This is a genomic window from Paenibacillus sp. FSL R7-0048, assembly GCF_038004505.1.
GTDB lineage: Bacteria > Bacillota > Bacilli > Paenibacillales > Paenibacillaceae > Paenibacillus_AQ > Paenibacillus_AQ odorifer.
This window is the reverse complement of the sequence record NZ_JBBORF010000001.1, coordinates 110,996-136,460: the sequence shown is the minus strand read 5'-3', so window position 1 is coordinate 136,460 and position 25,465 is coordinate 110,996. Positions and strand designations below refer to the sequence as shown.

Here is a 25,465-nt window from a genome sequence, read left to right as displayed (position 1 = left end):
GACCAAAAACAAAAAGCATCTTTGCTTGTGGCAAAGATGCTATGATAAACAGAATTATAAACCGTGCACCTGTTATTGATGGCTACGATCCAAGCGGCAACCCTACATGACTGCTCGAGTTAGGCCACCCTCCGGCACAAGAGTAATCTTACTTATGGCTGCTTCCTTCCGGACCTGACCAGGTTCATAAGCACTCATTGCGGAGGACCCAACTGTCAACACAGCCCGTAGGAACCAAGGCCTCACATCGATAGCACCTCTAACAGGAATTCAACCTCGCTACAGCGGATTGCGAGTTACAGGGCACCGCTACCTCCCCGTCTAGCACGGCGAAGATAAGTATAGCTCACGCTCGGACAAAAATCAACTCCAAGACATAAAATGAGCCCCTCAGCTATACAGCTGGGGGCTCAATCTAACCGTTAAGCCGCAAAGCGACTGTTCAAATTAGATACCATATTTCTTCTTAAATTTATCAACGCGACCGCCGGCATCCAAGAACTTCTGCTTGCCAGTGAAGAACGGATGGCAGTTGGAGCAAATTTCGACACGAAGCTCTTGTTTAACAGAGCCAGCTTCGAAAGTGTTGCCACATGCGCAGGTTACCTTAGTTACATTATACTTTGGTTGAATTGCTTCTTGCATTTTGAATTTCACCTCTCATGCCCTAAGCCTCATGCGGACCCAGAGTTATATGATTACACTGTGGTATTTTAGCACGAAATATCAAATTGGGCAATATGTTTCATTTTTACATTTTAGCTGCTTAAATATTGATTCCCCGCCGCTTAGCCCGCGCCATATCTGCTGGTGGCACATGTGTATAAGAGCCTATAACTACATCCGGCAGTTCATCGCGGAAAATATCAAGCATCGTCTTCATCCCAAGGATTTCACCCTGGGCAGGAGGAATCAACTCTAAATAACTCTCCGGGTCAATGTTTAGATTGCGCATCTGAATAAGCTTCAGATCAGTACGTCTTACAAACTCCAGCATCGCTTCAATCTCTTCTTCGCGATCAGTCACTCCAGGGAAGATCAGATAATTGATCGATGTGTAAACGCCCTGCGAAGCAGCGTATTTCAAAGATTTTTCAACATTGGCCAATGTATAACCGCGTGGTTTGTAATAAGCATTATAATGGTCATCAAGGGCACTGATTGTGCTGACACGCATCAAATCGAGTCCAGCATCAACGATTCCTCGCATATGATCGCTTAATCCCGCATTGGTGTTGATATTGATATAGCCCATATCAGTAATCGAGCGCACTTCACGAATAGCTTCTATAATAAGTTTTGCCTGCGTGGAAGGTTCCCCTTCACAGCCTTGTCCAAAGCTGATAATCGATTCAGGCGTCTTTAAATGCTCCAACATAACTTGTGAAATTTCGTTGACCGTAGGCCGGAAATTCATCCGAGTCTGCGGAGATACAAAGCCGCTATCATCAGGTTGCTCAGAAATACAGCCAAAACATCCAGCATTACATGAATAAGAGACGGGCACACCGCCCTCCCAACGCCCTAAAAAGGTATTGGAGGAAGTCAGGCATTCATAGCCAAGCGCACAGTTAGAAAGATGCTCATAGAGGCGGTTATCAGGATATTTGGCTGTCATCTCACCAACACTGACTTCAAGATCTTCTTTGTCACAATTAAGTGGATTCCATTTCTCTGGATTATCGGTAGGGTCTGCCGCAACATAGAACCCGCCATCCTTCCACACTACAGCCGAATACCCAAACAGAGGAAGCTTATAAGACTTATCTGTCTTCACATAACCAGGAAGACATAGACGAGTGTAGCCTTGCGGCAGCAGCGCTCCGACAGCCTGCGAACCTTCCGGCAAAGACATCATTTCACCCGTCTCAGGATTCATACCCACAGCACGTGTACTAGGCAAGCCCACGAGCGTAGCACCTTCTGGTAATGGAATTAATTCTTCCTCCAGCATTTCAACAATCATATCCCCACTACGGGCTAGCCCGTACAGTTCAGGATGATCATATACGTTTCCTTGCCCGTCGGCATATACCAAATACATGTTAGTCTCCTCTTATTATCAATTCTCAAGTTGTAGGTACTGAAGGTGTCTTCGCCCGTGTGGTACGACGAGCAGCTGTACCGCTGTTGGAGGTGCCTCCGTTACTTGCAGTCCCGTTTGGTGTTGTTTTTGCCCCAGCAACGTCAAAGGATGCCAAGAACTCAGCATTAGTCTTCGTATCACGCAGCTTTTTGATGAATCCCTCCACAAAATCGTAGGATTCGTTCATATTTTTGCGAATCGCCCAAATCGTATCCAGTTCTTCTTTGCTCAAGAGCACTTCTTCGCGACGTGTACCTGAACGACGAATATCGATAGCTGGGAATATCCGGCGTTCCGCCAATTTGCGGTCCAAATGAAGCTCCATATTACCGGTACCCTTAAATTCTTCATATATAATATCATCCATACGTGAGCCAGTATCTATTAATGCTGTTGCCAAAATAGTTAATGAGCCGCCTTCTTCCACATTCCGTGCAGAACCAAAAAACCGCTTCGGCCGGTGAAAAGCCGCCGGGTCAATCCCCCCGCTAAGCGTACGTCCAGATGGTGGAACCACCAGATTATAAGCACGCGCCAGACGCGTAATGCTATCCAAAAGAATAACTACATCCTTCTTGTGCTCAACTAAACGAAGTGCCCTTTGCAACACAAGCTCAGCCACTTTAATATGATTCTCTGGAAGCTCATCAAACGTCGATGCAACCACTTCGCCTTTTACAGAACGCTGCATATCGGTTACTTCTTCAGGACGTTCATCAATCAGCAATACAAAGAGCTCAATCTCAGGATTATTAGTGGAAATACTATTGGCAATTTCTTTTAAGAGGAGCGTTTTTCCTGCTTTTGGAGGTGCTACAATCAAACCCCGCTGCCCCAAACCTACAGGAGCGAGCAAATCCATTATTCGGGTAGACAAATGAGTAGGGGATGTTTCAAGCGGTAGCTTGTCTTGCGGATAAAGTGGTGTTAATGCTGGAAAATGAAGACGCTCCGCTGCACTAGCAGGGTTCTCGCCATTAACTGCATTGACTTGAAGCAGGCCAAAATATCGTTCATTTTCTTTTGGTGTCCGACATTTACCAGACACAAGATCTCCGCTTCTGAGATCAAACTTACGAATTTGTGAAGCTGAGATGTAAATATCTTCAGCACTGGGCAAATAGTTAATCGGCCTAAGAAATCCATAGCCCTCAGGCAAAATTTCTAGTACGCCTTCCATAAACATGAGACCGCTCTGCTCTGCCTGTGCCCGAAGGATCGCAAAGATCAGTTCCCGTTTCTTCAGCTGTCCGTAATAAGGAATCTGGTATTTCTTGGCCAGCTTATATAACTCGGTCAGCTTCATTTCTTCCAGATCGGAAATTTGAAGATCCATGTAATAACCACCTATTCAATTTTTAAATGAGTTCTTCCTAGTCTATCTACTAGGCAAAAATATGATTCTATTAAAATGCTCATTAGGTTAGTATTACCCCAAATGGAAGGAAATATGCGGTTTGGCCGCAAATTAATACTCCTTCCAAGCGGGATATCCTAATATTATTCATTCTCACGCCAAACATGAGCACCAAGTTGCCGAAGGTTGCTCACTAAATTATCATAACCACGATCAATATACTCTACGCCGGTCACTTCAGTAATACCATCTTCTACTGTTAACCCGGCAATGACAAGGGCTGCACCCGCACGCAGATCAGCTGCCTTTACTTTAGCAGCATTAAGTTTACTGCCCTCAATAATTGCAGATCGGCCTTCAACACGAATCTTTGCGCCCATTCTTACCAACTCTGGCACATGCTTGAAGCGGTTGCTGTAGACGAAATCGCTAAGCACACTAACCCCTTCTGCCTGTGTCAGCATACTTGTCATAGGAGATTGTAAATCTGTAGGAAATCCAGGATAGGTCAGTGCTTTAACATCTGCATGTTCATAATTAGCTCTACCTATAACTCGGATACTTTCATCAAGTTCTTCAATATCCACGCCCATCTCTAAAAGCTTGGCTGTTAAGGCTTCCAAGTGCTTAGGAATAACATTATCTATCAACACATTACCGCGCGTAGCCGCAGCGGCAATCATATAAGTTCCTGCTTGAATCCGATCGGGAATAATGGAATGACGGCAACCGTGCATTTCCGAGACCCCTTCGATCCGGATGGTTTCTGTACCAGCGCCTTTAATAACAGCGCCCATAGAGTTCAATAGGGTAGCTACATCTATAATCTCAGGCTCTTTAGCCGCATTTTCAATAATTGTAGAGCCTTTGGCTCGTGAAGCCGCCAGCATGATGTTTATAGTGGCACCTACGCTTGATACGTCCAGATAAATCTTCGCACCGCGTAGCTCTTTTGCATATAAGTGGATAGAACCATGTTCGTTGGTAACTGTTGCTCCCAAAGCCTCGAATCCCTTGATATGTTGATCAATTGGACGAGGTTCAAAATTACAGCCACCAGGAAGACCTATTGTCGCTTCTTTGAATCTTCCAAGCAGAGCTCCCATCATATAATACGAAGCTCTAAGTTTCTTAACCGGCCCATTGGGCATTGGAATAGATACAATACGTGAAGGGTCAATTCTCATCTGATTGCCTGACCAGGATACATTAGCGCCAAGCTCTTGCAAGATTTCGGAGTAAACGGCTACATCACTAAGGGACGGTAAATTATCCAGAACAACTTCAGATTCGGCCAAAATTGCCGCAGGAATAAGCGCGATGGCACTATTCTTTGCTCCACTGATGGTTACAACGCCCTCTAGCGGACGTCCACCGCCAATCATTAATTTTTCCATAGATTTATCAATTTCCCCCTACGTGTATTGCAGCTGGGTGGGCAATACGTGCTGTGGACTTTTAGTGATGAAAATGGAAAGACACCGGCTAAGCGGTGTGCTTTCCTCATCAAACTATTCAACTGGACAGAGTAATAGCCCTATCCTTTAACAAATTGCTTGTCCACCTGAGGCGGAAGCTACAATGATTAGGCTTTGTTGTTGGATCCAAATTCGCGAATTTTACCAATAACGGTTTCTTTGATTGCATCGCGACCTGGTGCGATGAATGTACGTGGATCGTAAGCATCAGGTTTAGCAGCTAGAACTTCGCGAACCACTTTTGCGAACACGATTTGGTTCTCAGTGTTCACGTTGATTTTGGAAGTACCTAGGGAGATGGCTTTCTTGATGTCATGTTCAGGAATACCTGTACCACCATGAAGAACCATTGGGATGTTAGTAGCGTCACGGATTTCTTCCATTTCTTTGAATCCGAGGTTAGGCTCGCCATGGTAAGGTCCATGAACGGAACCAAGTGCAGGAGCCAGGGTGTCGATACCTGTTTCTTTCACAATACGTACGCACTCATCAAGCTTAGCATACATGATGCCGCCGATAACGTCGTCTTCTTGTCCACCAACAGTACCTACTTCAGCTTCTACAGAAACGCCTTTAGCGTGAGCATATTCAACGACTTTTTTAGTCATATCGATGTTCTCATCGATTGGGTGATGGGAACCGTCGATCATTACGGATGTAAATCCAGCATCAATTGCTGCTTTACATTTATCAAAGCTAGATCCATGGTCAAGGTGGATAGCTACAGGAACAGTGATATTCATGTCAATAATTAGACCTTCAACCATTTTAACAACAGTAGTGAAGCCGCCCATGTGGCGTGCTGCGCCTTCAGATACACCAAGGATTACTGGTGATTTTTCTTGTTCAGCGGCACCAAGAATAGCTTGAGTCCACTCCAAGTTGTTAATGTTGTACTGACCTACTGCATATTTTCCTTCAAGTGCTTTGTTCAACATGTCTGTCATAGATACTAATGGCATGGTTTCATCCTCCTAAGAATGTTGGTTGGCTATGTTTTTAAACCGACATCACATACAGGCTTATTATAGCACATCCTGTGTCAAATACTAAATAGGGTAAACAAAAAAATGTCCCGGTGGGACGATTTTTATCCAGCCCATATAACAATTACACTCATCCTCTTCGGAGTCACCACGCGAAATAGGACCGATACAGAAATCACCGTTCTAACTGCATTGATCCACAGACTTGTTATGAAGATGCATGTTTACCGCTACGCGCATTTCGTCTATGTCGAACGGCTTTGTAAAATGCATTAACGCCCCTAGCTTGGTCGCCTCCTTAATCATGTCCAGTTCACCATATGCCGTCATCATAATGACCTTAATGGACGGATTGATCTCCTTTAGATGCTTCAGAATCTCGAGTCCATCCATTCCCGGTATTTTCATATCGAGTAAGACCAAATCGGGTGACTCGCTGCGAACAATGTCTAATGCCAATTTTCCGTTAGCCGCTTGAAATGTTGTATATCCCTCACTATTGAACACTTCCATAAGAAGAATCCGGATCCCATTCTGATCATCGACAATTAATACTTTCTTCTTTTCCATACGATACCCTCCCAGAAATTAAGGCAGATTGACTATACCGCGCTCTCCACAGCGACCGGCCCCTTTAGAAACTACTCCATACGAAACCTATTATTCGTGCTTTACTGTCCAAATCCTGCTAATTGGATAAAATGGGTAAATAAAGAGTCTAAAATGAAATAAATGTAAGTTACAATATTTCTATTTAAAGGGTAATACAAAAAGAGAGCCTTCGGATGAAGGCTCTCTTCGACTATTTAAGAACCGAGGGTTCTTTCTGTCTGTGTATAAATTATTGCTGCTCGGAATGCGTCAAAGAGGCTTTGACAAATTCACGGAATAGCGGTTGCGGGCGGTTCGGACGTGAAGTGAATTCCGGGTGGAATTGAACCGAGAGGAACCACGGATGCTCTGGAAGCTCTACGATCTCAACTAGACGGCCATCCGGAGAAGTTCCAGAGATAACCAGTCCTGCTTTTTCAATTTCGTCACGGTAAGCATTGTTGAACTCATACCGGTGACGGTGACGCTCATATACCAGTTCATCATCATAGCAAGACATTGCCAGAGAGTCCGGAATAATCTTACAAGGATACAACCCAAGACGCATAGTGCCGCCCATATCTTCAATATCTTTTTGCTCAGGAAGCAAATCAATCAATGGATATTGTGTATTTGGATCGATTTCGGAGCTGTTTGCACCTTGTAGTCCAAGAACAGAACGGCCATATTCAATTACAGAAACCTGCATTCCAAGGCAAATGCCAAAGAAAGGTATCAATTGCTCACGGGCATAACGAATAGCGGAGATTTTACCTTCGATTCCCCGATCACCGAAACCACCAGGAACAAGAATACCGCCAATACCACGCAGCATTTCGTCCACGTTCTCATCCGTAATTTCCTCTGCATTCACCCAGCGGATCTTAACCTCTGCATTCGCAGCAAAACCTGCGTGTGAAAGTGATTCAACAACGCTCAAATAAGCGTCATGCAGTGCTACGTACTTACCTACAATTGCGATTTCTACTGTCTTCTCTAATTTCTGAATCCGGCTAAGCATACTTTCCCATTCGCGCATATCTGGCGCAGGTGTTGTAAGCTTCAAATGATTAACAACAATCTCGTCCAATCCTTCATCACGAAGGTTCAATGGAACTTCATATAACGTCGAAGCATCGCGGCATTCCACAACAGCATTAGCATCAATATCGCAAAAGAGTGCGATTTTGGCTTTCATATCTGCGGAAAGCTCATATTCCGTACGGCACACGATGACATTCGGTTGAATACCGATACTGCGCAGCTCTTTAACGCTATGCTGTGTCGGCTTCGTCTTCACTTCTCCAGCAGCCTTGATATAAGGAATCAAGGTTACGTGGATATACATCACATTTTCCCGGCCAATATCACTCTTGATTTGACGAATCGCTTCCAGGAACGGAAGACTTTCAATATCCCCTACAGTACCGCCGATCTCTGTGATAACAACATCAGAGTTGGTCTCGCGGCCCGCGCGGAACACGCGTTCTTTGATCTCATTCGTAATATGCGGGATAACTTGTACAGTTCCACCCAAGTACTCTCCACGACGTTCCTTGCTGATTACGGATGAATAGATCTTACCTGTCGTCACATTGCTGTTCTTCGACAGATTGATATCAATAAACCGTTCATAGTGCCCAAGGTCAAGGTCAGTCTCTGCACCGTCATCCGTTACGAAGACTTCTCCGTGCTGGTAAGGGCTCATTGTTCCAGGGTCTACGTTAAGATACGGATCAAATTTCTGAATCGTTACCTTTAGACCTCTGTTCTTGAGCAGCCTGCCCAGCGAAGCGGCGGTAATGCCTTTACCCAGGGAAGACACAACGCCACCCGTTACAAAAATATACTTTGTCACTGTAAAACCCTCCTAAATAAAGTCCAAACATAAAAGCGGCACATGGTGTTTATCGTAACCCGTTTTACTATCATCAAAACAGGGGAAATCAAAAGTTTAATTCACCGGGGAAAACATAAACGGTCATCCCTCAAATTCCATTAATCTACAGCTACTTTGCATCTAAAAAAACAAAAAAGTGACACCCGTAGAACCGGGGCACTTTTTATTTTAGAAAACACGTTTATTAACTTACATGATAAGCCCATGCAATAGTTTACTCTGACGATCCCCCACTGTCAAGGGAGGAATTATGCCACAGACAAGACTCTTCTGATTATTGATCTTACTTGTCATCCTCGGAATCTTCATCGTCGCCATCTTCTGCATCGTCTTCGTCCGTATCGTCTTCGTCTATGTCATCTTCATCGATCACGACATCTTCGTCGACTTCTTCTTCGCTGTCGTCGTCAGAATAGAGGTCGTCGCGATCTTCATCGATAGCGTCGAAATCCTCTTCTTCAGCTGTGTAGTTTTCTTCTTCATCAGCAAAATCGTCATCTTCCAAATCATCGTCTTCATCGTTGATGATGCGCACCCGTTTAGTGTTACCAACCGGATCATCGGAGCGCTCAAGAGGATACCAGCGTTTCAGTCCCCAAAGGTTGGTTCCGACACAGGCAAAACGCCCGTCAATGTTAATCTCGGTATATAACTGGGCAATAGTATCTTGGCTTTCTTGATCGGTCATGCCGCGTAACTTGGCTACCTCGACCATCAGATCACGGTAATAATACGGTGTATTGGCTGCTTTAAGCACCAGAAAGGCAAGATCCACCATTGGCATTTCTTTAACTTTCTCAGGGTCTAGCTTTAAATTGAGTGGCGTACTCACTAAAGGACACTTCCTCTCACGCATTGTTCACATTACGGTTTATTTCAATAATATCCATTAACAAAACTAAGTAAAACCTATTTAACAACAAAATGCAAGTCAAATGCAAGAACCGCCCAACAGAAAAAGCCTCCTGCTTATTATCCATACAGGAAACCTGTCTTCATCAAGAAGAGTTGATATGTAATTGTAGCAAGGGTCGCCGCACCCAAAGTTTTTAGAAATGGGATTTAAAAAGGCGGAGGAAGACCTCCGCGCATGACTGTATCCACGCCAAGGATCGGCTCCTTACGGGATGTTACAAAGAGAGTTTTAATCTCTTCTGTTTATTTTATGTAAAGCGCCGTCTTTTGACACGCTGGGCAGCCCATTTCCTTAAAAAAGGGCAAGTTCCCATTCGGACCCCTCCCTCCGCTCATACAATATGGCAGCAGGGCACCGAGGAGGGACAGCGAAACCTATGGACTATTACAAATTTTGGAACATGCTTCTTGAAGAAATATCGGTTGCCCCCAAAAATGGTGAGCGGCGTATTCTTACCTTCAACGATCCCCGCCAGTATGCCGGAGCTTTCTCACAATGGAAGGCTCTAAAAGCAAAGCAGCCCGAGCTGCGGCAAGTACAGGTATCTCCGCTGATTCGGGCCTTCTTCGTGCCCGCTGCCGCCGGAAAGCTGATGAACCGATTTGCAGACCTTCTAAATGTCGAGGACGATCTGCAAATCCAAATCCATTCCATAGCTAACGAAAAAAGCGGAATCGCAGCGCTCCCATGGGGGGTGAAAGCGATTCATGCTCCTCAGGCATGGTCTAAATCAACCGGAGTTCACGTCAAAATCGGCGTCATTGACACCGGCGCGGATTACCGTCATCCCGATCTGAAGCATTCATTAGCCACTGGAGTCAACCTACTACACCGCGGAATGCTGCCGCTGGATGATAATGGGCACGGAACTCATATCGCCGGAACCTTAGCGGCAGCAGGGGGGAATCGCGGAATGATGGGAGTGGCGCCGCGAGCGCTGCTATATCCAGTCAAGGCTTTTGATCATAGTGGATCAGCCTATGTATCCGATATTGTGCTAGGTATTGATTGGTGTGTCCAGAACCGAATCGACGTCATTAATATGAGCTTTGGAATGAAGACTAGAAGCAAGGCGCTCCACAATGTGGTTATAAAAGCGTATCGGGCCGGAATCGCCGTCATTGCCTCCTCTGGGAATGACGGCAAACGTGGCGGGGACTATCCCGCACGTTATCCCGAGACGATAGCCGTGGGCGCCATCGATAAAAGACACCGGGTTGCCGGCTTCAGCAATCGCGGTTCATATATCGATGTATACGCGCCCGGCGAAGGCGTGCCCTCCTGCTGGCTGAAGGAGGGCTACAAAGAAATGAGCGGCACCTCCATGGCGACCTCGCATGTCACGGGAGCCGCCGCACTGCTGCTCGCACTGCGACCGGGCCTCACGCCAAGGGAGCTGAAGCTGCTCTTGCGCCGCACCGCGTCCCCGGTGCGGCTGCGTAAGGGGCAGCGCCGCGCATCCCTAGGCGGCGGCTCTGCCGATGCCCTACGCCTGCTGAGAGCAGGAGTAAGGGCGAAGCGTTCGGTCTCCGCGAACGTGTAGACCCCGCCCGGGCACCGGGTGGGTCACTCTGACGTTAGCGCAGCTGATGCCGGTGCGGAGAACGGCAGCAAAGAAAAATCCGCCCCCCAGGAAACCGGAAGGCGGATTTTTTGTCGTTTGCTGTTGATTTACATGCGATCCGGTGCAGAAACTCCGACAAGACGCAGTACATTGGCAATAGTAGTACGCGTTGCGCCCAGCAGTGCAAGACGCGCCACGGTTTGAGCAGCATCCTCAGTAATTACACGTTCAGCTTTGTAATAACTGTGGAACATCGCAGCCAGCTCATATACATAACGGATGAGGCGATGTGGAGCATAACCTTCAGCCGCAACAGCGATTTCTGCCGGGAGCTCACCAATTTTGCGCAGCAGGTCATATTCATGCACTGCTGTCAGCTTGGAGAAGTCAATTTCCGCGTAATCAGGGATAGAAATCCCTTGCTCCTCTGCCTGACGGAAAATACTGCAAATACGCGCATGCGCATATTGAACATAGAATACAGGATTTTCATTAGAAGTAGAGATCGCCAAATCCATATCGAAATCAAGATGAGAATCCATGCTGCGCATGGTGAAGAAATAACGAATCGCATCGATTCCTACTTCCTCCATCAAATCTTCCATCGTAACCGCTTTGCCGGTACGTTTGGACATTTTGACCTTTTCACCATTCTGGAACAGGCTGACCATCTGAGCAATCAGAACCACTAGCTTCTCAGGATCATTGCCAAGGGCTGACATTGCCGCCTTCATCCGCGGAATATAACCATGGTGATCAGCGCCCCAAATGTTAATCATTTTATCGTAACCGCGGCCATACTTATCGCTGTGATAAGCAATATCCGGGGTAAGGTAGGTATATGTGCCATCATTTTTGATCAAGACACGGTCTTTATCATCCCCGTATTTTGTCGTTTGCAGCCAGGTTGCCCCATCTTGCTCGTACACTTCTCCACGATCACGGAGCTCGTCCAGCGAGCGCAGTACTTCTCCGTTCTCATACAGCGAAGTTTCACTGAACCAGATATCGAAGTTTACACGGAAAAGACCTAGATCACGTTTAATTTTATCCAACTCTTTATTAAGTCCATAGGTCCGGAAAAAAGCAGCGCGCTCACTAGGGCTCATCTCGAGCAAGGTATCGCCCTTTTCTGCCACAAGCTCCTTCGCAAAACCCTTAATATCCTCACCATGGTAACCATCTTCCGGCATTTCTGCCTCTTGTCCCAGCTCCTGAAGGTATCTGGTTTCAATGGATTTACACAGATTAGCCACTTGGTTACCGGCATCATTAATATAATATTCCCGGGTCACTTCATAACCTGCATAATCAAGCACATTACACAGCGCATCACCGACAGCAGCACCACGGGCATGCCCTAAATGTAGGCTACCTGTTGGATTGGCACTGACGAACTCCATTTCAACCTTCTGACCTTGACCCAGATTAATACGGCCATAGTCATCCCCCTGCTCAGCAACAAGGCTGATGATTGGGTACAGGTAGTTCTTAGACAGGGTAAAGTTAATAAAGCCTGGTCCTGCAATCTCCGCTTTCTCAATAGAAGCTCGGCTCGTATCCAAATGCTCAATAATAGCTTCAGCAATCTGGCGTGGATTACGTTTAGCAATTTTGGTAAGCTGCATAGCAGCGTTCGTAGCCAAATCACCATGCGCCTTATCTCTTGGCACTTCAAGTACAATATCCGGAACCTCTTCCGGTGCAACCAGCCCAGCATTCACAATCGCATCGGCGATGGCTTCTTTTACCCGTTCATTTACAAGCTCTAACGGATTCTTACTATGTGTCATAATTTCGGTTCCTCCTGTATATGCAAACTAATAGCGAACTTTCCTGTCAATTCCTCGTAAACGTACAAATCATATTCCCAGGCAACCGTTAAAGAACGCCCTTCGCGCACAACTTCCAGCTTGTTCGTTTCCGTAGAAAGATTGAACTGCGTATATGGCGAGCGGTAGAATCCTGGCAGACGCCGTCCAGCTTCAAAGCTCTGCTCCGACTGAATCCCGCCATGGCGAATTAGCTTCAGTTGATTGCCTGCAATCTTTATCGTTGTACGAACAGAAACTTCCTCTCCGCGAGGACCCTGCTCTAATTCTTCATATTGAATATATAGATGCGGTCCCTTGGATGTTACTTCTCCATTCGCTTCCATAACATTTCGCTGACCATCTTGAAGGCTCACGAGCGTAATAGAGACATCATATTTGTCAGACTGTATTTCAGGCATCACACGTTCCTCCATTCTGCAAGCCTCTGCATTCTGCATAAGAAAAACGTCTAATGGCAAAGCTTAAACATTTTTATATTAATCAAAGGCCTATTTCGCTTTCCCATTGTACACTATAATCCAGTTCAAAGAAGCATTTCAATACAGAATCAAGCATATCTTCATAAGCACATAAAATATTACCATATTGATGATTAAAAGCACACTTTGAACGTCCATTCTCTATGTATATCATTTACTTCGATAATATTTGCACCTACCAAGCACCTATCGGACATAGATGACCCTAAACGCAGGATGATTCCATATTCGGTGTGATAACGGACCCCTTAGTCGCTATTGGCATAAAAAACAACCCATTTGAACCTCTTTCTAGGGAATAGTGTTACTGGAGTCCGAAACCCTATCCCAAAGGCCGAAAATTTGCAAATAACGTCATCTGGGTCCGTAACCCTCCGAGGATGAGGGATCTGATTAGGGCACTGATAAGGGTACTATTGAAGCGAGCAAGAAACCAACGAAAGAGCAGCGATTCTCCAAGTATCCGGAGAATCGCTGCTCTGCTGTCTATTTGCGATGTTTACAATACTTCGGACCCTTATATTTTTTATTGAAGAGAATTATTGGGTCATCACTTTTAAAGAAAACCTGCGTTCCCATGAAGCTCCGCCGTCTTTGGTCACATACAAGGAAGAGTAATCAAGCTCACGGATGGCGAGCCAGCCCTCTTTATTACTAGTGAAGGAGATTACCCCGTCATAACCAGCGAGCTCCGGAAGATTAGTCCATTGCTTACCGCCGTTATAAGAGCGTCCAACTGCCACTTTCTCTGCTGCTGGGGAAAATCCCACTAAAAAAGATGTGCTGTTTCCCACAAGCTGCAGGTTCCCGGGTTTGCCAGCGGCTGGCCCTTTATTGAATTCAGCCTTGCCACTGCCTGGCGCAGGTCCGCCGCCCGCAGTTTCCTGAGCGATCACACGATTCCAACTTTTCCCCCTGTTCTCACTTTCATATAGCGAGTAGGAGGTCTGACTCATCCCCGTACCGCCATAGAGCACTACAGCGACCTGATCTCCCTTAGCGGAGATTTGTCCAAACTCGGGCTCGGCAAAAGCCGCCTTCAGTGAAAGGCTCCAAGTTCCCCCTCCATCTGTGGTCTTCATTACCCGATATCCGCTTCCCGGCACGATTACAACCGCCCAGCCGGTATTCCGGTCACTAAAATAAGCGCCTCGTGTATTGGGTGGGGTGGAAATCTTACTCCAGCTCAGCCCCCCGTCTTTGGTGTAATACGTTGCGGCTCTCTCATAAGCAAAACCTTTCTTACTATCGATAAAATTTATTCTTTCAAAGCTGACGGCTTTGGTCGAAAGTCTCTTCCACTCCGAGCCACCGTTAGAGGTACCAATTAAATATTGAGCCTGCCCCTCCTCTACAGAAGCAAGAGCAAAGCCATGTACATTATCGGGAAAATCGAATTGTTTGAAGCCCCATTGTCCTTGATAGATCTCTTGAAAATGGCAACCTCCGTCAGAGGTACCAATCATAAATCCATTACCTGCTGCCCGTCCAATATTCCCATTCAAAAACTGAACATCAGAAAAGCTAAGCGGTGTGGATACATCGCCTGAATGCTTGTTTTGCAGGGCCTGTAGCAAGCCGTGATCTCCCGTGCCGCAAGTCGCTGGTGCTGGTGCAGCCGCAGCATGTACAGAAGTTACAGGTGCACTCCAGCCTGAAACCATAATAAGCGTCGCCGAGAGGGCGGTTATTGTCGTCTTATGAATCCTTTTCGTCCATTTCATGATGACACCTCCTAATATGTATATACCCTTACTCACAATCCCTACTCTGTTATACCGCCAGAGAGGATACCCTATCTACCTTAAACAATCACAAAATAGAAACAATTTGTTACCCTCCATATCCCTAATGAATATCCTTCCAGATCCTTCCCCATAATATGAAAGAAAGGAGTCTGGTGCCATGACACGCGAATCAACGAATCCACCGAAACGAAAAAGCCGCTTCCGGCGTTTATTTCGGCTGCTGGCAGCCTTGATCATATTATTTGTATTAACCACCGGAGCTCTGCTCGGTTATCTATATCAAAAAGATCTTCCACCGATTAGCGATGATGTGCGCTCCAAGCTGTTTGACTCCCGGGGCAATGTTCTTGCCACCTTTACCTCAGACGGCCGCAGCCGTGAACCCGTCAAATTAAGTCAAATTTCTCCCCTGCTCATTGAAGCTACACTAGCAGTCGAGGATCGTAAATTTTATGAGCATTCCGGATTTGATCTGAAAGGGATGGCACGAGCTGTTCTTGTCAATCTGGAAGAGGGGAACCGGTCGCAGGGTGCTAGTACGCTAACTCAACAGCTCGCACGTAACCTCTACCTATCCCATGAAAAAACGTGGACGCGCAAGGCTAAAGAAGCTGTCTATACGATGCAGCTGGAGATGAAATACAGCAAAGATGAAATCCTGAACATGTATTTAAATAATATCTATTATGGCCACGGTGCTTACGGCATTGAAGCAGCCTCACGGATGTATTTTGGTAAATCTGCAGCGGATTTAGACCTGGCAGAGAGTACCATGCTGGCTGGAATTCCAAAGGGACCTACCTATTATTCACCATACAACCACATGGACAATGCTAAAAAGCGCCAGAGAATCATCCTGACCGTCATGGCGAATTTAGGTAATATCACTCAGGAAGAAGCGGGACAAGCCGTCCAAGAGAACTTAAACTTCAAGCCGCAAGGGCAAAAGGATACGCTTGTAGCTGCGCCTTATTTCCGGGATTATATCCGCAATTTGGCTATAGAATCGCTCCACATCAGTAATGATGAGCTGGAGCAAGGCGGACTAAATGTCTATACCACCCTAGACCCTGACATGCAGCATGCCGCAGAAAATGCCGTTGACAAAGAGATGGATCAAACTAGTGATCTGGAGACTGCGCTTGTATCCATCGATCCTCGCACCGGTTACATCAAAGCAATGGTCGGCGGAAAAAATTATCGTACCAACCAGTACAATCATGCTTTGGCCACCACACGCCAGCCGGGTTCCTCCTTTAAGCCGATTATGTATTTGGCCGCACTCTCTTCCAAAGAGATGACAGGACTTTCGGTCTTCAATAGTCAGCCAACGATGTTTCATTATGATAACAACCGCAAAACGTATCAGCCCCGAAACTTTGGGGATAAGTATCTGGGTGAAATTAATATGCGGCAAGCTATCGCAGCATCGGACAATATCTATGCTGTTAATACAATTATGAAGATCGGCGCGGATAAAGTGAGCGAAATGGCTGCGAAGATGGGCATTGACAGTCCACTTCAAAGCGTACCTTCGCTGGCACTAGGCACTTCACCGATCAGTCCGCTTGAAATGGCTGCGGCTTTTGCTGTAATTGGAAACAGCGGTCAGAAAATGCCGACCACAGCCATTCTAAAAATAACCGATTCAAATGGCATGGTCCTGTATGAAGCACCTCAACCCAAAGGAGTAACCGTCGTAGAACCTTCAGCTGCCTATGTCCTGACTCGTTTAATGGAGGGGGTATTCGAGACTGGGGGGACGGGCAATCGTGTGGCTTCCATATTCAAACGTCCGGTAGCCGGCAAGACCGGCACTACGGATACAGATGGCTGGATGGTAGGATTCACCCCGGAGCTATCAACGGCAGTCTGGGTTGGATACGACAAGGGGCGCGACATCGCAACTACCGACGGACGGCGTGCAGCTCCCATTTTCGCCCAATTTACTGAAAAAGCGCTGGAAAATGTCCCTCCAAAAATTTTCCCCATTCCAGATGGAGTGGTCAGCGTATACGTCAATCCGCAATCCGGTAAACTTGCTACAGCAGCATGTCCCGACAAAGAACTGGAAACCTTTATTAGTGGAACTGAGCCCACCGAATACTGCGAATTGCATGGAACTGGCGCCGCTCCTGCTGTCGATGACACACAAAGCAAGGTAGATCCTGCTGAAGAGAATCGTTCCCTATGGAAGAACATTAAACGCTGGTGGTTGAATTAGCTCCTTCATTTATATTGAAGGGGTTTTTCTTTTTTTATAAGTTATATATTGTAGTAACAACAGGATTTCCAAATTCAAATATCACTTATCACATAAGGGATGTAACCGTTTTATTTATTATGCTTACCCCATTCTCTTAACTCTCAATTACTGCTATAATAGTTATTAGAAACCAAAATATAATGATGTAAATGAGGGACATGGGATGAAGGATACAGGCATGATCCGGAGTTTAGACAGTCTTGGGAGAATTGTGGTTCCCGCAGAAATCCGTATGACGCGTAATATCGACATTGGTGATCCTATCGAATTTTTTGTTTTAGACGAAAAAATCATCGTCCTTAGGAAGTACACCTCGACAGAGTGTACATTTTGCAGAAGCCACGACCATGTCACCTACTATAAAGAGCAGTTTATTTGTAGCAGCTGTCTAAAAGAAATTGTCGATCCTGAACGCATGTCTCAATTGCCAGAGTCACGTGAGGATTTTGTTGTTGAGGCACCTGAGCACAACACCAGCATCCGAAAGTCGAAGACAGAGGAAATGTGCCAACGTCTGGAACAAGCTATTGAAGATCATCCCTATGCCAACCAAAAAGAACTTGCAGAAATCCTCGGGATTAGCCAAGCCAGAGTGAGTCAGCTCAAACGCAAGCTTAGCAGCACAAGCAAATCATAAATTAAAAAAGCTTCGACGCTCCTATTTCCGGAGGTCGAAGCTTTTTCTATATCGGATAACCCTTCTGGAGGCTCCTATACTATTCAGTCAGTGCAGCTTTAAGCTCATCTGAGGATGCATTCCACCATGCTTCATTATGAGAGATCAGAAGGGATTTGAGCGCCGACTTCTCAATGGCTCCAAGCCCTGCCACATCGATCTTGCGTTTAAGAGCTGCATCCAGCTTATTGACATGCTCGGCAAGAATTTTCCATCCGCGGCGCGCTTCTGTATCAATCCACATTTCACAGGCTGTGATTCCACCATAAAATTGAGCTTCCAATGTACGGTCTACCGCTACCCATACCACCCAAACCTGTCTTCCATTCGGTACATCTTCACGATTCATGGAAAATTTAATTCCTTTTTCCACCTTGCTCTTGGCATGCATGGCACCGATATCAATAACCGCCACATCACCATCAATAATGACAGGTGAAACGTTGTTGAGATCTATAGAGCCTGCTCCAAAGCCTTTATGTTTACTTTTAGCGTTCACAATATTTAAGGCAATCTGTTTCTTGCCCTCCGGTTGTATGTTGTCCACGAGTGCACACCCTTCCTCTTACGAATAATTTAATTTTAGCTAATAATGCGGCGATTGCAAACATATACATCCCGTAGATGCTTGTCACGGGAGGAATCACACTATGAAGTCACTGTCATTAAAGTACATCATCTTTGCGACCCTGGCCATCCTCGCGCTGCTGGGAGGAGGAATATGGGCCTTTTCAGGGGATAGCTCAACAGCTTCTGTTACTAGCTTTGCTTCAAAAGAGGCCAAGTCCTCCAGCGGCACAGCGCCTGCAGCCGTACCACAGCAGGTATTGCCTGAGAGCGCCCCCGTCCCGGCAGAGGAGGCTTTAAGCCAGCGGGTAGTCGAGTATCACATTGATGTCCAGCTTGTTCCTGACACAGAAACCTTAAAAGCTTCTGAGACAGTAACCTGGACACACCCCGGAGTAAAGCCAGTAAGTGATTTATATTTTCACATGTATCCAAATGCATTTGCCTCATCAGATACCACCTTTATGAAGGAATCCGGGGGGACGCTCAGAGGCGACAGCATGCCTGAGAACGGCTTCGGAAATATGACGCTGACCGATCTGCGCACGACAGAGGGAACTTCGCTAATGCAAAGAGTGCAATATGTCCAACCTGATGACGGCAATATCAACGATAAGACGCTTCTAAAGGTACATCTTCCTCAGCCTGTTAATGGCGGGGAAAGTGTAACACTTAAGCTTCAGTATGAAGTCCAGCTGCCCAAAATCTTTGCTCGCATGGGTGCTTCAGGTAACTTCGTTATGGCTGGGCAATGGTTCCCTAAGCTTAGTGTATACGAGCCTAAGGGCACACGCGGAGTTAAAGAAGAAGGCTGGGACCTGCATCAGTATCACGGGACCTCTGAGTTTTACAGTGATTTTGGCATCTTTAATGTAACGATTGCCGTTCCTTCCAACTATACGGTGGCTGCGACCGGATTTCCTGTAAAAAATGCCAAGCTCAAACAAGATCAAAAAATATATCAGTTCTACGCCGATGATGTCCACGACTTCGCTTGGGCTGCATCCCCTGATTTTACAGTAGCAGAGGAAGCTTTCTCTACGCCGGAAGTGCCTGGAGTACGAATTAAGGTGTATCTCGACCCACTGCACAAAGACTTACAAGAGCGTTACCTTCAAGCTGCCAAGGCTGCCCTGACCTACTTCAGCAAATGGTATGGCCCTTATCCCTACTCTACGCTGTCTATTATCGTCCCACCTAAGGAGGGAAACGGCGCGGGAGGAATGGAATATCCTACCCTTATTACAGCCTTTGGGGCCGCGGATTCTTCTCCAGATACCTCACTTGAAAGAACCGTCATTCATGAGATCGGCCATCAATACTTCTACGGTATGGTAGCCAGCAATGAATTCGAGGAGGCCTGGCTGGATGAAAGCTTTACTTCCTATGCCGAAGACAGACTTATGGAACAAGAATACGGTATCAAGTCTAATTTGCCTTTACAGGCCAGCCTGGTGACTATACCTGAGCCGTTAAATCTGGAAACGTGGAAATATGCAGGGGCTGATTCCTATAGCCGAAATGTTTATATCCGCGGCAAGCTTGTACTTAAAGATATCGAACGCCAGGTAGGTACCAAAGCAATGAACAACATCATGTCCTCCTACGCTCGTAAGTTCCGTTTCCAGCATCCCGCTACGTCAGATTTTCAGAAAGTCGTTGAGAAGGTAACCAAAAAATCATGGCAGGCCTATTTCGATGACTATATTTATGGTGATGGTGCGCCTGACTTCTCAGTAGATACGATTACTTTTAAAAAAAATAACAGCGGCGATGCTCAAAGCTACGAATCATTAGTGAAGATTTCAAATAAAGGGAGCCATTACGATGATGTTCCCGTGAAATTCACATTCGCCGACAGCTCTTCGGTGCAGCGGGTCTGGAACGGTGAAGGAGCAGAGACTACGTTTCAATTGTTAAGCGATAAGCCTCTTCTCTCTGCTGAGATTGACCCTGAGCATTCCATCTTATTGGAGAGCAAACATTTAAACAACTTTAGGCTGGCGGAAATAGAGCACAAGACGCTCTCTCGCTGGACGTTAAGTGTAACTAAACTACTTGAAACCGTGCTCGGAACTCTTGTCTGGTGAGGTGAATGATTGTGAGAACATCGATAACCCGCGGCTGGCAAAGCATGAAGGAGCAATTTTATATTTTAATTCTGCTCTTCATCTACCGACTGCTCTGGGGCTACTTTATGTATGGTTTCATCCGATCTGCTATTATTCCAATTCTACTGCGCTATCCAGATAAAGACGCCGGCGGCAGCGGTATGGGCAGACTGTTGTATTATATCGAGGGACAGTTCAGCTTGAATACTGACCCTGCGATACGCACTTGGTTATGGATGCTTCTAGGACTTGTTGTCTTGCGACTTCTGCTTTCTCCTTTCATAAGGGCAGGATTGCTGCATGAGCTCCACCAGGAGCGAAGGGGCGAGCGCGGACTGTTCTTTTTCCCTGGCATGAAGATCTATGGACTACCTGTCTTAGTCTTTAGCCTAATCGAATGGGTTCTGACCCTGCTGCCGCTTTACTGGCTTGCTCCAAAAATGTACGGGCTGTTCTTATCCTCTTTGTTTAACTACACTTTGTTACTTCATTTAGTACCATACGTATTGGCATGGCTTATATATATTTTTATCGTGCGCCTGTTTCTTCTATATATGCAGTTTGGTTACACCGGCGGTACAGGAATGTTCTCCTCACTGTTCATCTGCTTGCGGTCACTGATTCCTGCTATAGGTGTTTCCATTGTACTTGGTGCGGGAGGCTTGCTCTTACTGCTAGTGTGCGGACTGACGGGTCTGTTCTGTCCCGGCCTGCCGGCACTTATAATACGGCAAATCTCACCACTACCTTCTACGCTCTTAAAAATGTGGGGAATCTCTGCACAATATCATCTATGGTGTAGCAAAGCATTTCCACAATAAATTAACCTTATTTGACATAATAAAAAGGTCCCAATTCCTGTATTCAGGAGCTGGGACTTTTTCTCATTACGGATAACTTAAGAGTATTTGCAAAATCATAAAAGCTCTGTTACAATAAGTCCTGTGCTATTAGTAACAATTTTGTAATCAATTGAAACGATTCCTACATAACTAAATGTATTTATCGTAAGTGTAACTGTCGAAACGTCATTCTCTTGGTGCTTAACACGCCTAATTCCTTTGCACCGGGAAGTGGGGGAACCATATTTTGGGTGAATTGATCTCGCTTTACAGGGATCATAGGGAATCTTCTACCGAACCCTTAAGCTAACCTCGCAGGCCTTGGAAGGAGTACATCTTTTGAAAAGACATAATTTAAGAAAAAAATGCGTCGCTGCGGCGCTAGGACTTGTAATGGCATTATCTATTGGTGGAGGAAGCGCCTTTGCCGACTCTAAGATGGACACTGTAATCTCAAAGACTATTGGAGTTGCCTATAAAACCGGAGGTACAAGCACTGCCGGATTTGATTGCTCTGGATTTACAAAATATGTATTCAAGAATGTGGGTCTTACTTTACCTCGTACATCAAAAGCTCAATATAGCGTTGGAACTGCTGTATCCAAAAGCAATCTGCGTTCTGGTGACCTAGTGTTCTTTAACACACTTGGCAATGGAGTATCCCATGTCGGCATTTATGTTGGAAACGGAAAATTCGCACAATCGTCCTCTTCGCGTGGAGTGACCATCACTTCACTCAGTCAGGCCTACTGGGCCAATCGTTATGTTGGCGCTAAAAGAGTAATGAGTACTTCAGCTTATCAAGCTGTAGCCTTCGATTGAAACCTTCCTCACAACTATAACCTCATAATTACAACTATATGAACCTGAATCTGATTATTCCCGTAATCAAATTCGGGTTTTTCTTTTTTCCATAATATATTTTTACACTATTAGAGCCCAATTGAAACACGTTTATTTGATAAAAATTGCAATTATATTAAAAATTAGGTCATTATTAACGCTTACATATGCCTTTCTACCGTAAAAATGCCAATTTTTCTGCATTAATATGTTAAAAACGATTGCCAAGCGGCTTTCTGTTTGTTACAATTAGCGCAGTGAGATTTTAGTAACATTTTTGTAATCATTAAGTTGTTATTTACAAAGGTTTTGTCATGTATTGATTACAAGCTAATCCTAATCAACAGTATGAGCCGAGTTTCCTAACTATTAGGAAAACGGGGGAACCAACTTTGGGTGAATTGACCTCCATTATATAGAGGGGTCATAGGGGACCTTCAACCGAACCCTTAAGCTAACCTCGTAGGCATTTGGAAGGGGTATACACTTTTGAAGAAGAAGTTAGCAGCAGCAGTACTAAGCTTTTCCATCATCCTCACCATCGGAGCAGGAAGCGCTTTCGCAGATTCCAAAATGGATAAAGTGATTGACAAGGCCATCGGTACTAAATACGTATCCGGCGGTATATCCACTAACGGATTTGATTGCTCCGGATTTACAATGTATGTGTTTGATAAGATTGGCATTAACCTTCCACACCAATCAGGTTCCCAATATCAAATGGGCACAGCAATCTCCCGTGATGATATAAGAGCCGGAGATCTTGTATTCTTCAATACAAGTGGCAAAGGTGTCTCCCATGTCGGCATTTATGTCGGTGAAGGTAAGTTCGCACACGCTTCTACCTCACGCGGTGTTACGATTAGCTCTCTGAGTGATAGCTACTACGTGAAACGCTACGTTGGTGCTAAGCGCATTATGAGCACAGACGCTTACCAATCGGTTGCTGCTGAATCGGAAGACAATGATGATGTTCAATAAGTAACGTACATAGGCTCTTTTCCAAGGTAACTCTTGGAGGAGAGCTTGTTTTTTTGTCTTATTACTTATTTACCCCTCTCATAATTTGTAAAACATTCCTCTCATATAAAGTTTCTGAGTCGAACCTCCCCCATTTTGTATATAATTAGTAATATAGCAATGTCCTCGTGAAAGGAGATCGTTGACTTTATGATAAATCCCTCGGTAACTTTTCATGTAGTTCCTATGGAGGCAATTCACGGAGAAGCTATTTGTAAGTGGAGCTATACGCCTCCATATAATATTTATGGCTGGATGCCGTGGGAGCAGATGCAGGCTCTTGGCATCGAGTTTGGTGATCCGCAGCTCCGGAAGGAACAATATATCTCCATATTAAATGAACAAGAGGTTTTGTGCGGATTCGCACAGTTGTTCCCGATGGAAGGAGTCGTTCGTTTAGGAGTTGGGATGCGCCCCGATCTATGCGGCCATGGTTTAGGCAAACTATTCGTAGATGCAATCGTCCAGACAGCCTTGAATCGTTATCCTGATCGTGAGATAGATCTGGAAGTCCTGACCTGGAACCAACGCGCCATTCGAACTTATCAAAAATGTGGATTTACGATTACAGATACGTATGAACGCCGCACACCTACAGGAGACAAACCTTTTTATTGCATGGTCTATGACAAATGATATTAAATACCATATATTTCATAAGAATGATTGTATTCTCGTTCATTTTTTTGTCACAAACCCTATGATAACGCTTCACCATAAGCTATAATGTAGGGAGCAGCTTACATAGAAGGGACGAATTGGGATGCAGAAATGGATCATGAGCGGTTTGTTTTTTGCCGCCTGTGCCTTTGCGGTAGTACTCATGTTTACACTTCCGGGTAAAGAAGAGGTAGCGGAAGAAAATAAGCCCACGATGCCGGTAGTTCAACTGGACGCGGCAAAGGCAGAAGCAACCGTGAAAGCCAGCTGTATCACCTGTCACGGCGATCAGCTTCAAGGTGGAGTTGGACCAAGTCTTCAGAATGAAGGCGGCCAGCATGACGCTGAGGAAATCTACAGCATCGTCACTAAAGGACGTGGTCAAATGCCTTCCTTTAAGGAGAAGCTAGCGCCTGAAGAGATCGCCAACGTCGCACTCTGGCTCTCAGAGAAAAAGTAACCCACCCAAGCAACTAAAAACGCCCGTGTATGAGATAGGTGACTATCTATGCACGGGCGTTTATTTTATGATTTTGGCTAAACTAGTGATTTTTTTCAAAGGCTTCATTAAATTGATGCGCCTCTCGAAGATCTAGAGCCGTAATCCCATCTTCTTCATTAGATTCAAGTCGCAGTGTAACTGTTTTATAATCAATCGTAATATGTGGATGATGATCGAAGGCTTCTGAAATCGTGGCTACTTCATCAACAAACGCAATGCCCTTCATATATTGGCTGAACATATATTTTCGTACCATAACGTTATCTTCCAGCTTCCAGCCCTCTAGCTTGGTGATCTCCTCACGCAGTTCCTCTTCCGTAAATAACAATTCGTTTCCTCCCTTACAAAAAATTGCAGTAAAGTGCGCAGTTCCCTTTACTTGTCTTAGGCTTTAAACAAAACATCCCTTAGCTTCTGAGGTCCAAGGGATGTGCCAGGATAAAGGCGATATTTTCGATTTAATGTATTCACAAATCCCAGCGATTATAACTCGGCTTTATCAATTTTAACACGGGCTACTGACTACGGGCAAATTACGTCCAGACTTCTCCTCCGCCTAAATTAAAACCACTGAAGCCAAATCCTCTTCGCCAACTAAAATATTAATGCGGTGCGTGTCCTTATCGTAAATAATTACGCCGCTCCCCACCTCAATCATAGGTTCATTACCCAGCGCGAAGAAAAGATCCTCAGCCAATGCTTCCCATACCTCCAGCTTTGATTCTTGGGGTAGTTCCTGCCACTCGTCCGGATCCATCTCAAAAAATAAATATCCATCGGAAATTCGTCCGACGGCTTCGGTCAAATCTGTTAGAATTTCACCGTAATCTCTACCATGCTTTACACCCACGTATATCACTCCGTTTTCTTCACAGATGAATAATTACTTACCTTATCCATTATAGCCGAAAAAATGACTTCACAAAAAACCGAATGATGTCGATAAATAAGAATATACGTTAATTCGGTTTCGCACAGAGTGCCCTGCCGCTGTTTCAAGGATGATATACGCGGCATTGTCGGAACACATCTTAAATC

23 protein-coding genes, 1 other RNA gene and 2 riboswitches are annotated in these 25,465 nt (G+C 45.4%); of the genes, 9 read left to right on the top strand and 15 right to left on the bottom strand.

Going from position 1 to position 25,465, the window contains the following annotated elements; genetic code table 11:
- Positions 1 to 61 precede the first annotated feature (61 nt).
- From ffs to rpoE, 9 genes are all read right to left on the bottom strand, one after another.
- Positions 62 to 330, bottom strand: an RNA gene (gene ffs, locus NSQ91_RS00635) — signal recognition particle sRNA large type.
- A gap of 117 nt (positions 331 to 447) precedes the next feature.
- A complete protein-coding gene (gene rpmE, locus NSQ91_RS00630; RefSeq protein ID WP_036679927.1) occupies positions 448 to 645 on the bottom strand; it encodes a 50S ribosomal protein L31 in 198 nt (65 codons plus the stop codon).
- A gap of 121 nt (positions 646 to 766) precedes the next feature.
- Complete coding sequence (locus NSQ91_RS00625; protein ID WP_038568079.1) at positions 767 to 2,044, bottom strand: radical SAM protein; 1,278 nt, start codon at positions 2,042 to 2,044, stop codon at positions 767 to 769.
- Between the two features lie 25 nt (positions 2,045 to 2,069).
- A complete protein-coding gene (gene rho / locus NSQ91_RS00620; RefSeq protein ID WP_036679930.1) occupies positions 2,070 to 3,422 on the bottom strand; it encodes a transcription termination factor Rho in 1,353 nt (450 codons plus the stop codon).
- 164 nt (positions 3,423 to 3,586) lie between these two features.
- Positions 3,587 to 4,840: a UDP-N-acetylglucosamine 1-carboxyvinyltransferase gene (locus NSQ91_RS00615; RefSeq protein WP_036679932.1), complete on the bottom strand. Its 1,254-nt coding sequence runs from the start codon at positions 4,838 to 4,840 to the stop codon at positions 3,587 to 3,589.
- 188 nt (positions 4,841 to 5,028) lie between these two features.
- The gene (gene fba / locus NSQ91_RS00610) at positions 5,029 to 5,883 is read right to left on the bottom strand and encodes a class II fructose-1,6-bisphosphate aldolase (RefSeq protein WP_036679934.1); all 855 of its coding nucleotides are present in this window, start codon (positions 5,881 to 5,883) and stop codon (positions 5,029 to 5,031) included.
- Between the two features lie 207 nt (positions 5,884 to 6,090).
- Complete coding sequence (locus NSQ91_RS00605; RefSeq protein ID WP_036679935.1) at positions 6,091 to 6,477, bottom strand: response regulator; 387 nt, start codon at positions 6,475 to 6,477, stop codon at positions 6,091 to 6,093.
- 271 nt (positions 6,478 to 6,748) lie between these two features.
- Entirely contained in the window at positions 6,749 to 8,356 is a 1,608-nt protein-coding gene (locus NSQ91_RS00600; RefSeq protein WP_076130377.1) for a CTP synthase, read from the bottom strand.
- A gap of 325 nt (positions 8,357 to 8,681) precedes the next feature.
- Positions 8,682 to 9,230 carry a DNA-directed RNA polymerase subunit delta gene (rpoE, locus tag NSQ91_RS00595; RefSeq protein WP_036679939.1) on the bottom strand — a complete coding sequence of 183 codons (549 nt, stop codon included), beginning with the start codon at positions 9,228 to 9,230 and terminating at the stop codon, positions 8,682 to 8,684.
- Positions 9,231 to 9,690: 460 nt separating this feature from the next.
- Between rpoE and NSQ91_RS00590 the strand changes: the two genes are divergently transcribed.
- On the top strand, positions 9,691 to 10,857 hold the full coding sequence (locus NSQ91_RS00590; protein WP_036679942.1) for a S8 family peptidase: 1,167 nt from the start codon (positions 9,691 to 9,693) through the stop codon (positions 10,855 to 10,857).
- A gap of 128 nt (positions 10,858 to 10,985) precedes the next feature.
- Here the strand turns inward: NSQ91_RS00590 and argS are convergent, their stop codons facing one another.
- The 3 genes from argS to NSQ91_RS00575 all read right to left on the bottom strand — a co-directional run bounded on the left by argS (position 10,986) and on the right by NSQ91_RS00575 (position 14,916).
- Positions 10,986 to 12,671, bottom strand: a complete 1,686-nt coding sequence (gene argS / locus NSQ91_RS00585; RefSeq protein ID WP_036679944.1) for an arginine--tRNA ligase — start codon at positions 12,669 to 12,671, stop codon at positions 10,986 to 10,988.
- Complete coding sequence (locus tag NSQ91_RS00580) at positions 12,668 to 13,111, bottom strand: DUF1934 domain-containing protein (RefSeq protein ID WP_036679946.1); 444 nt, start codon at positions 13,109 to 13,111, stop codon at positions 12,668 to 12,670. The genes argS and NSQ91_RS00580 overlap by 4 nt, the downstream gene beginning before the upstream one ends.
- Before the next feature lie 620 nt (positions 13,112 to 13,731).
- Positions 13,732 to 14,916, bottom strand: coding sequence for a hypothetical protein (locus tag NSQ91_RS00575; RefSeq protein ID WP_339189086.1), 1,185 nt, complete (start codon positions 14,914 to 14,916; stop codon positions 13,732 to 13,734).
- Between the two features lie 181 nt (positions 14,917 to 15,097).
- Here NSQ91_RS00575 and NSQ91_RS00570 point away from each other — a divergent pair, with 181 nt between their 5' ends.
- Positions 15,098 to 17,164 carry a transglycosylase domain-containing protein gene (locus NSQ91_RS00570; RefSeq protein ID WP_339189084.1) on the top strand — a complete coding sequence of 689 codons (2,067 nt, stop codon included), beginning with the start codon at positions 15,098 to 15,100 and terminating at the stop codon, positions 17,162 to 17,164.
- Positions 17,165 to 17,369: 205 nt separating this feature from the next.
- Positions 17,370 to 17,843, top strand: coding sequence for an AbrB/MazE/SpoVT family DNA-binding domain-containing protein (locus NSQ91_RS00565; protein ID WP_038568063.1), 474 nt, complete (start codon positions 17,370 to 17,372; stop codon positions 17,841 to 17,843).
- Between the two features lie 79 nt (positions 17,844 to 17,922).
- Here NSQ91_RS00565 and NSQ91_RS00560 read toward each other — a convergent pair whose 3' ends face one another.
- Entirely contained in the window at positions 17,923 to 18,429 is a 507-nt protein-coding gene (locus tag NSQ91_RS00560; RefSeq protein ID WP_036679953.1) for a YwhD family protein, read from the bottom strand.
- A gap of 103 nt (positions 18,430 to 18,532) precedes the next feature.
- Here NSQ91_RS00560 and NSQ91_RS00555 point away from each other — a divergent pair, with 103 nt between their 5' ends.
- From NSQ91_RS00555 to NSQ91_RS00530, 6 genes are all read left to right on the top strand, one after another.
- Positions 18,533 to 20,539, top strand: coding sequence for a M1 family metallopeptidase (locus NSQ91_RS00555; protein ID WP_340916094.1), 2,007 nt, complete (start codon positions 18,533 to 18,535; stop codon positions 20,537 to 20,539).
- A gap of 11 nt (positions 20,540 to 20,550) precedes the next feature.
- Positions 20,551 to 21,381 (top strand): hypothetical protein, encoded by an 831-nt coding sequence (locus NSQ91_RS00550; protein WP_076187222.1) that lies wholly within the window; start codon positions 20,551 to 20,553, stop codon positions 21,379 to 21,381.
- A gap of 218 nt (positions 21,382 to 21,599) precedes the next feature.
- Positions 21,600 to 21,738: riboswitch (cyclic di-AMP (ydaO/yuaA leader) on the top strand.
- A gap of 57 nt (positions 21,739 to 21,795) precedes the next feature.
- Entirely contained in the window at positions 21,796 to 22,224 is a 429-nt protein-coding gene (locus NSQ91_RS00545; RefSeq protein ID WP_076130394.1) for a C40 family peptidase, read from the top strand.
- 362 nt (positions 22,225 to 22,586) lie between these two features.
- Positions 22,587 to 22,729: riboswitch (cyclic di-AMP (ydaO/yuaA leader) on the top strand.
- A 5-nt stretch (positions 22,730 to 22,734) separates the two neighbouring features.
- A complete protein-coding gene (locus NSQ91_RS00540; protein ID WP_036679958.1) occupies positions 22,735 to 23,226 on the top strand; it encodes a C40 family peptidase in 492 nt (163 codons plus the stop codon).
- A gap of 189 nt (positions 23,227 to 23,415) precedes the next feature.
- Complete coding sequence (locus NSQ91_RS00535; RefSeq protein WP_076278000.1) at positions 23,416 to 23,901, top strand: GNAT family N-acetyltransferase; 486 nt, start codon at positions 23,416 to 23,418, stop codon at positions 23,899 to 23,901.
- Between the two features lie 127 nt (positions 23,902 to 24,028).
- Positions 24,029 to 24,385 carry a c-type cytochrome gene (locus NSQ91_RS00530; protein ID WP_036679962.1) on the top strand — a complete coding sequence of 119 codons (357 nt, stop codon included), beginning with the start codon at positions 24,029 to 24,031 and terminating at the stop codon, positions 24,383 to 24,385.
- Positions 24,386 to 24,467: 82 nt separating this feature from the next.
- Here the strand turns inward: NSQ91_RS00530 and NSQ91_RS00525 are convergent, their stop codons facing one another.
- Together NSQ91_RS00525 and NSQ91_RS00520 are read right to left on the bottom strand one after the other, a co-directional pair.
- Entirely contained in the window at positions 24,468 to 24,755 is a 288-nt protein-coding gene (locus NSQ91_RS00525; protein ID WP_076187214.1) for a 4a-hydroxytetrahydrobiopterin dehydratase, read from the bottom strand.
- 228 nt (positions 24,756 to 24,983) lie between these two features.
- Complete coding sequence (locus tag NSQ91_RS00520; protein ID WP_036679966.1) at positions 24,984 to 25,277, bottom strand: hypothetical protein; 294 nt, start codon at positions 25,275 to 25,277, stop codon at positions 24,984 to 24,986.
- Between the last annotated feature and the right edge of the window lie 188 nt (positions 25,278 to 25,465).

Bases quoted from the DNA above. Each gene is read 5' to 3' on its own strand.
- rho (WP_036679930.1), bottom strand. From the start codon at position 3,422: ATGGATCTTCAAATTTCCGATCTGGAAGAAATGAAGCTGACCGAGTTA.
- NSQ91_RS00580 (WP_036679946.1), bottom strand. From the start codon at position 13,111: ATGCCTGAAATACAGTCTGACAAATATGATGTCTCTATTACGCTCGTG.
- NSQ91_RS00555 (WP_340916094.1), top strand. From the start codon at position 18,533: ATGAAGTCACTGTCATTAAAGTACATCATCTTTGCGACCCTGGCCATC.
- NSQ91_RS00565 (WP_038568063.1), top strand. From the start codon at position 17,370: ATGAAGGATACAGGCATGATCCGGAGTTTAGACAGTCTTGGGAGAATT.
- NSQ91_RS00575 (WP_339189086.1), bottom strand. From the start codon at position 14,916: ATGAAATGGACGAAAAGGATTCATAAGACGACAATAACCGCCCTCTCG.
- rpmE (WP_036679927.1), bottom strand. From the start codon at position 645: ATGCAAGAAGCAATTCAACCAAAGTATAATGTAACTAAGGTAACCTGC.
- NSQ91_RS00535 (WP_076278000.1), top strand. From the start codon at position 23,416: ATGATAAATCCCTCGGTAACTTTTCATGTAGTTCCTATGGAGGCAATT.
- NSQ91_RS00545 (WP_076130394.1), top strand. From the start codon at position 21,796: ATGGCATTATCTATTGGTGGAGGAAGCGCCTTTGCCGACTCTAAGATG.
- NSQ91_RS00570 (WP_339189084.1), top strand. From the start codon at position 15,098: ATGACACGCGAATCAACGAATCCACCGAAACGAAAAAGCCGCTTCCGG.
- NSQ91_RS00615 (WP_036679932.1), bottom strand. From the start codon at position 4,840: ATGGAAAAATTAATGATTGGCGGTGGACGTCCGCTAGAGGGCGTTGTA.
- argS (WP_036679944.1), bottom strand. From the start codon at position 12,671: ATGACACATAGTAAGAATCCGTTAGAGCTTGTAAATGAACGGGTAAAA.
- NSQ91_RS00605 (WP_036679935.1), bottom strand. From the start codon at position 6,477: ATGGAAAAGAAGAAAGTATTAATTGTCGATGATCAGAATGGGATCCGG.
- NSQ91_RS00590 (WP_036679942.1), top strand. From the start codon at position 9,691: ATGGACTATTACAAATTTTGGAACATGCTTCTTGAAGAAATATCGGTT.
- fba (WP_036679934.1), bottom strand. From the start codon at position 5,883: ATGCCATTAGTATCTATGACAGACATGTTGAACAAAGCACTTGAAGGA.
- NSQ91_RS00530 (WP_036679962.1), top strand. From the start codon at position 24,029: ATGCAGAAATGGATCATGAGCGGTTTGTTTTTTGCCGCCTGTGCCTTT.
- NSQ91_RS00625 (WP_038568079.1), bottom strand. From the start codon at position 2,044: ATGTATTTGGTATATGCCGACGGGCAAGGAAACGTATATGATCATCCT.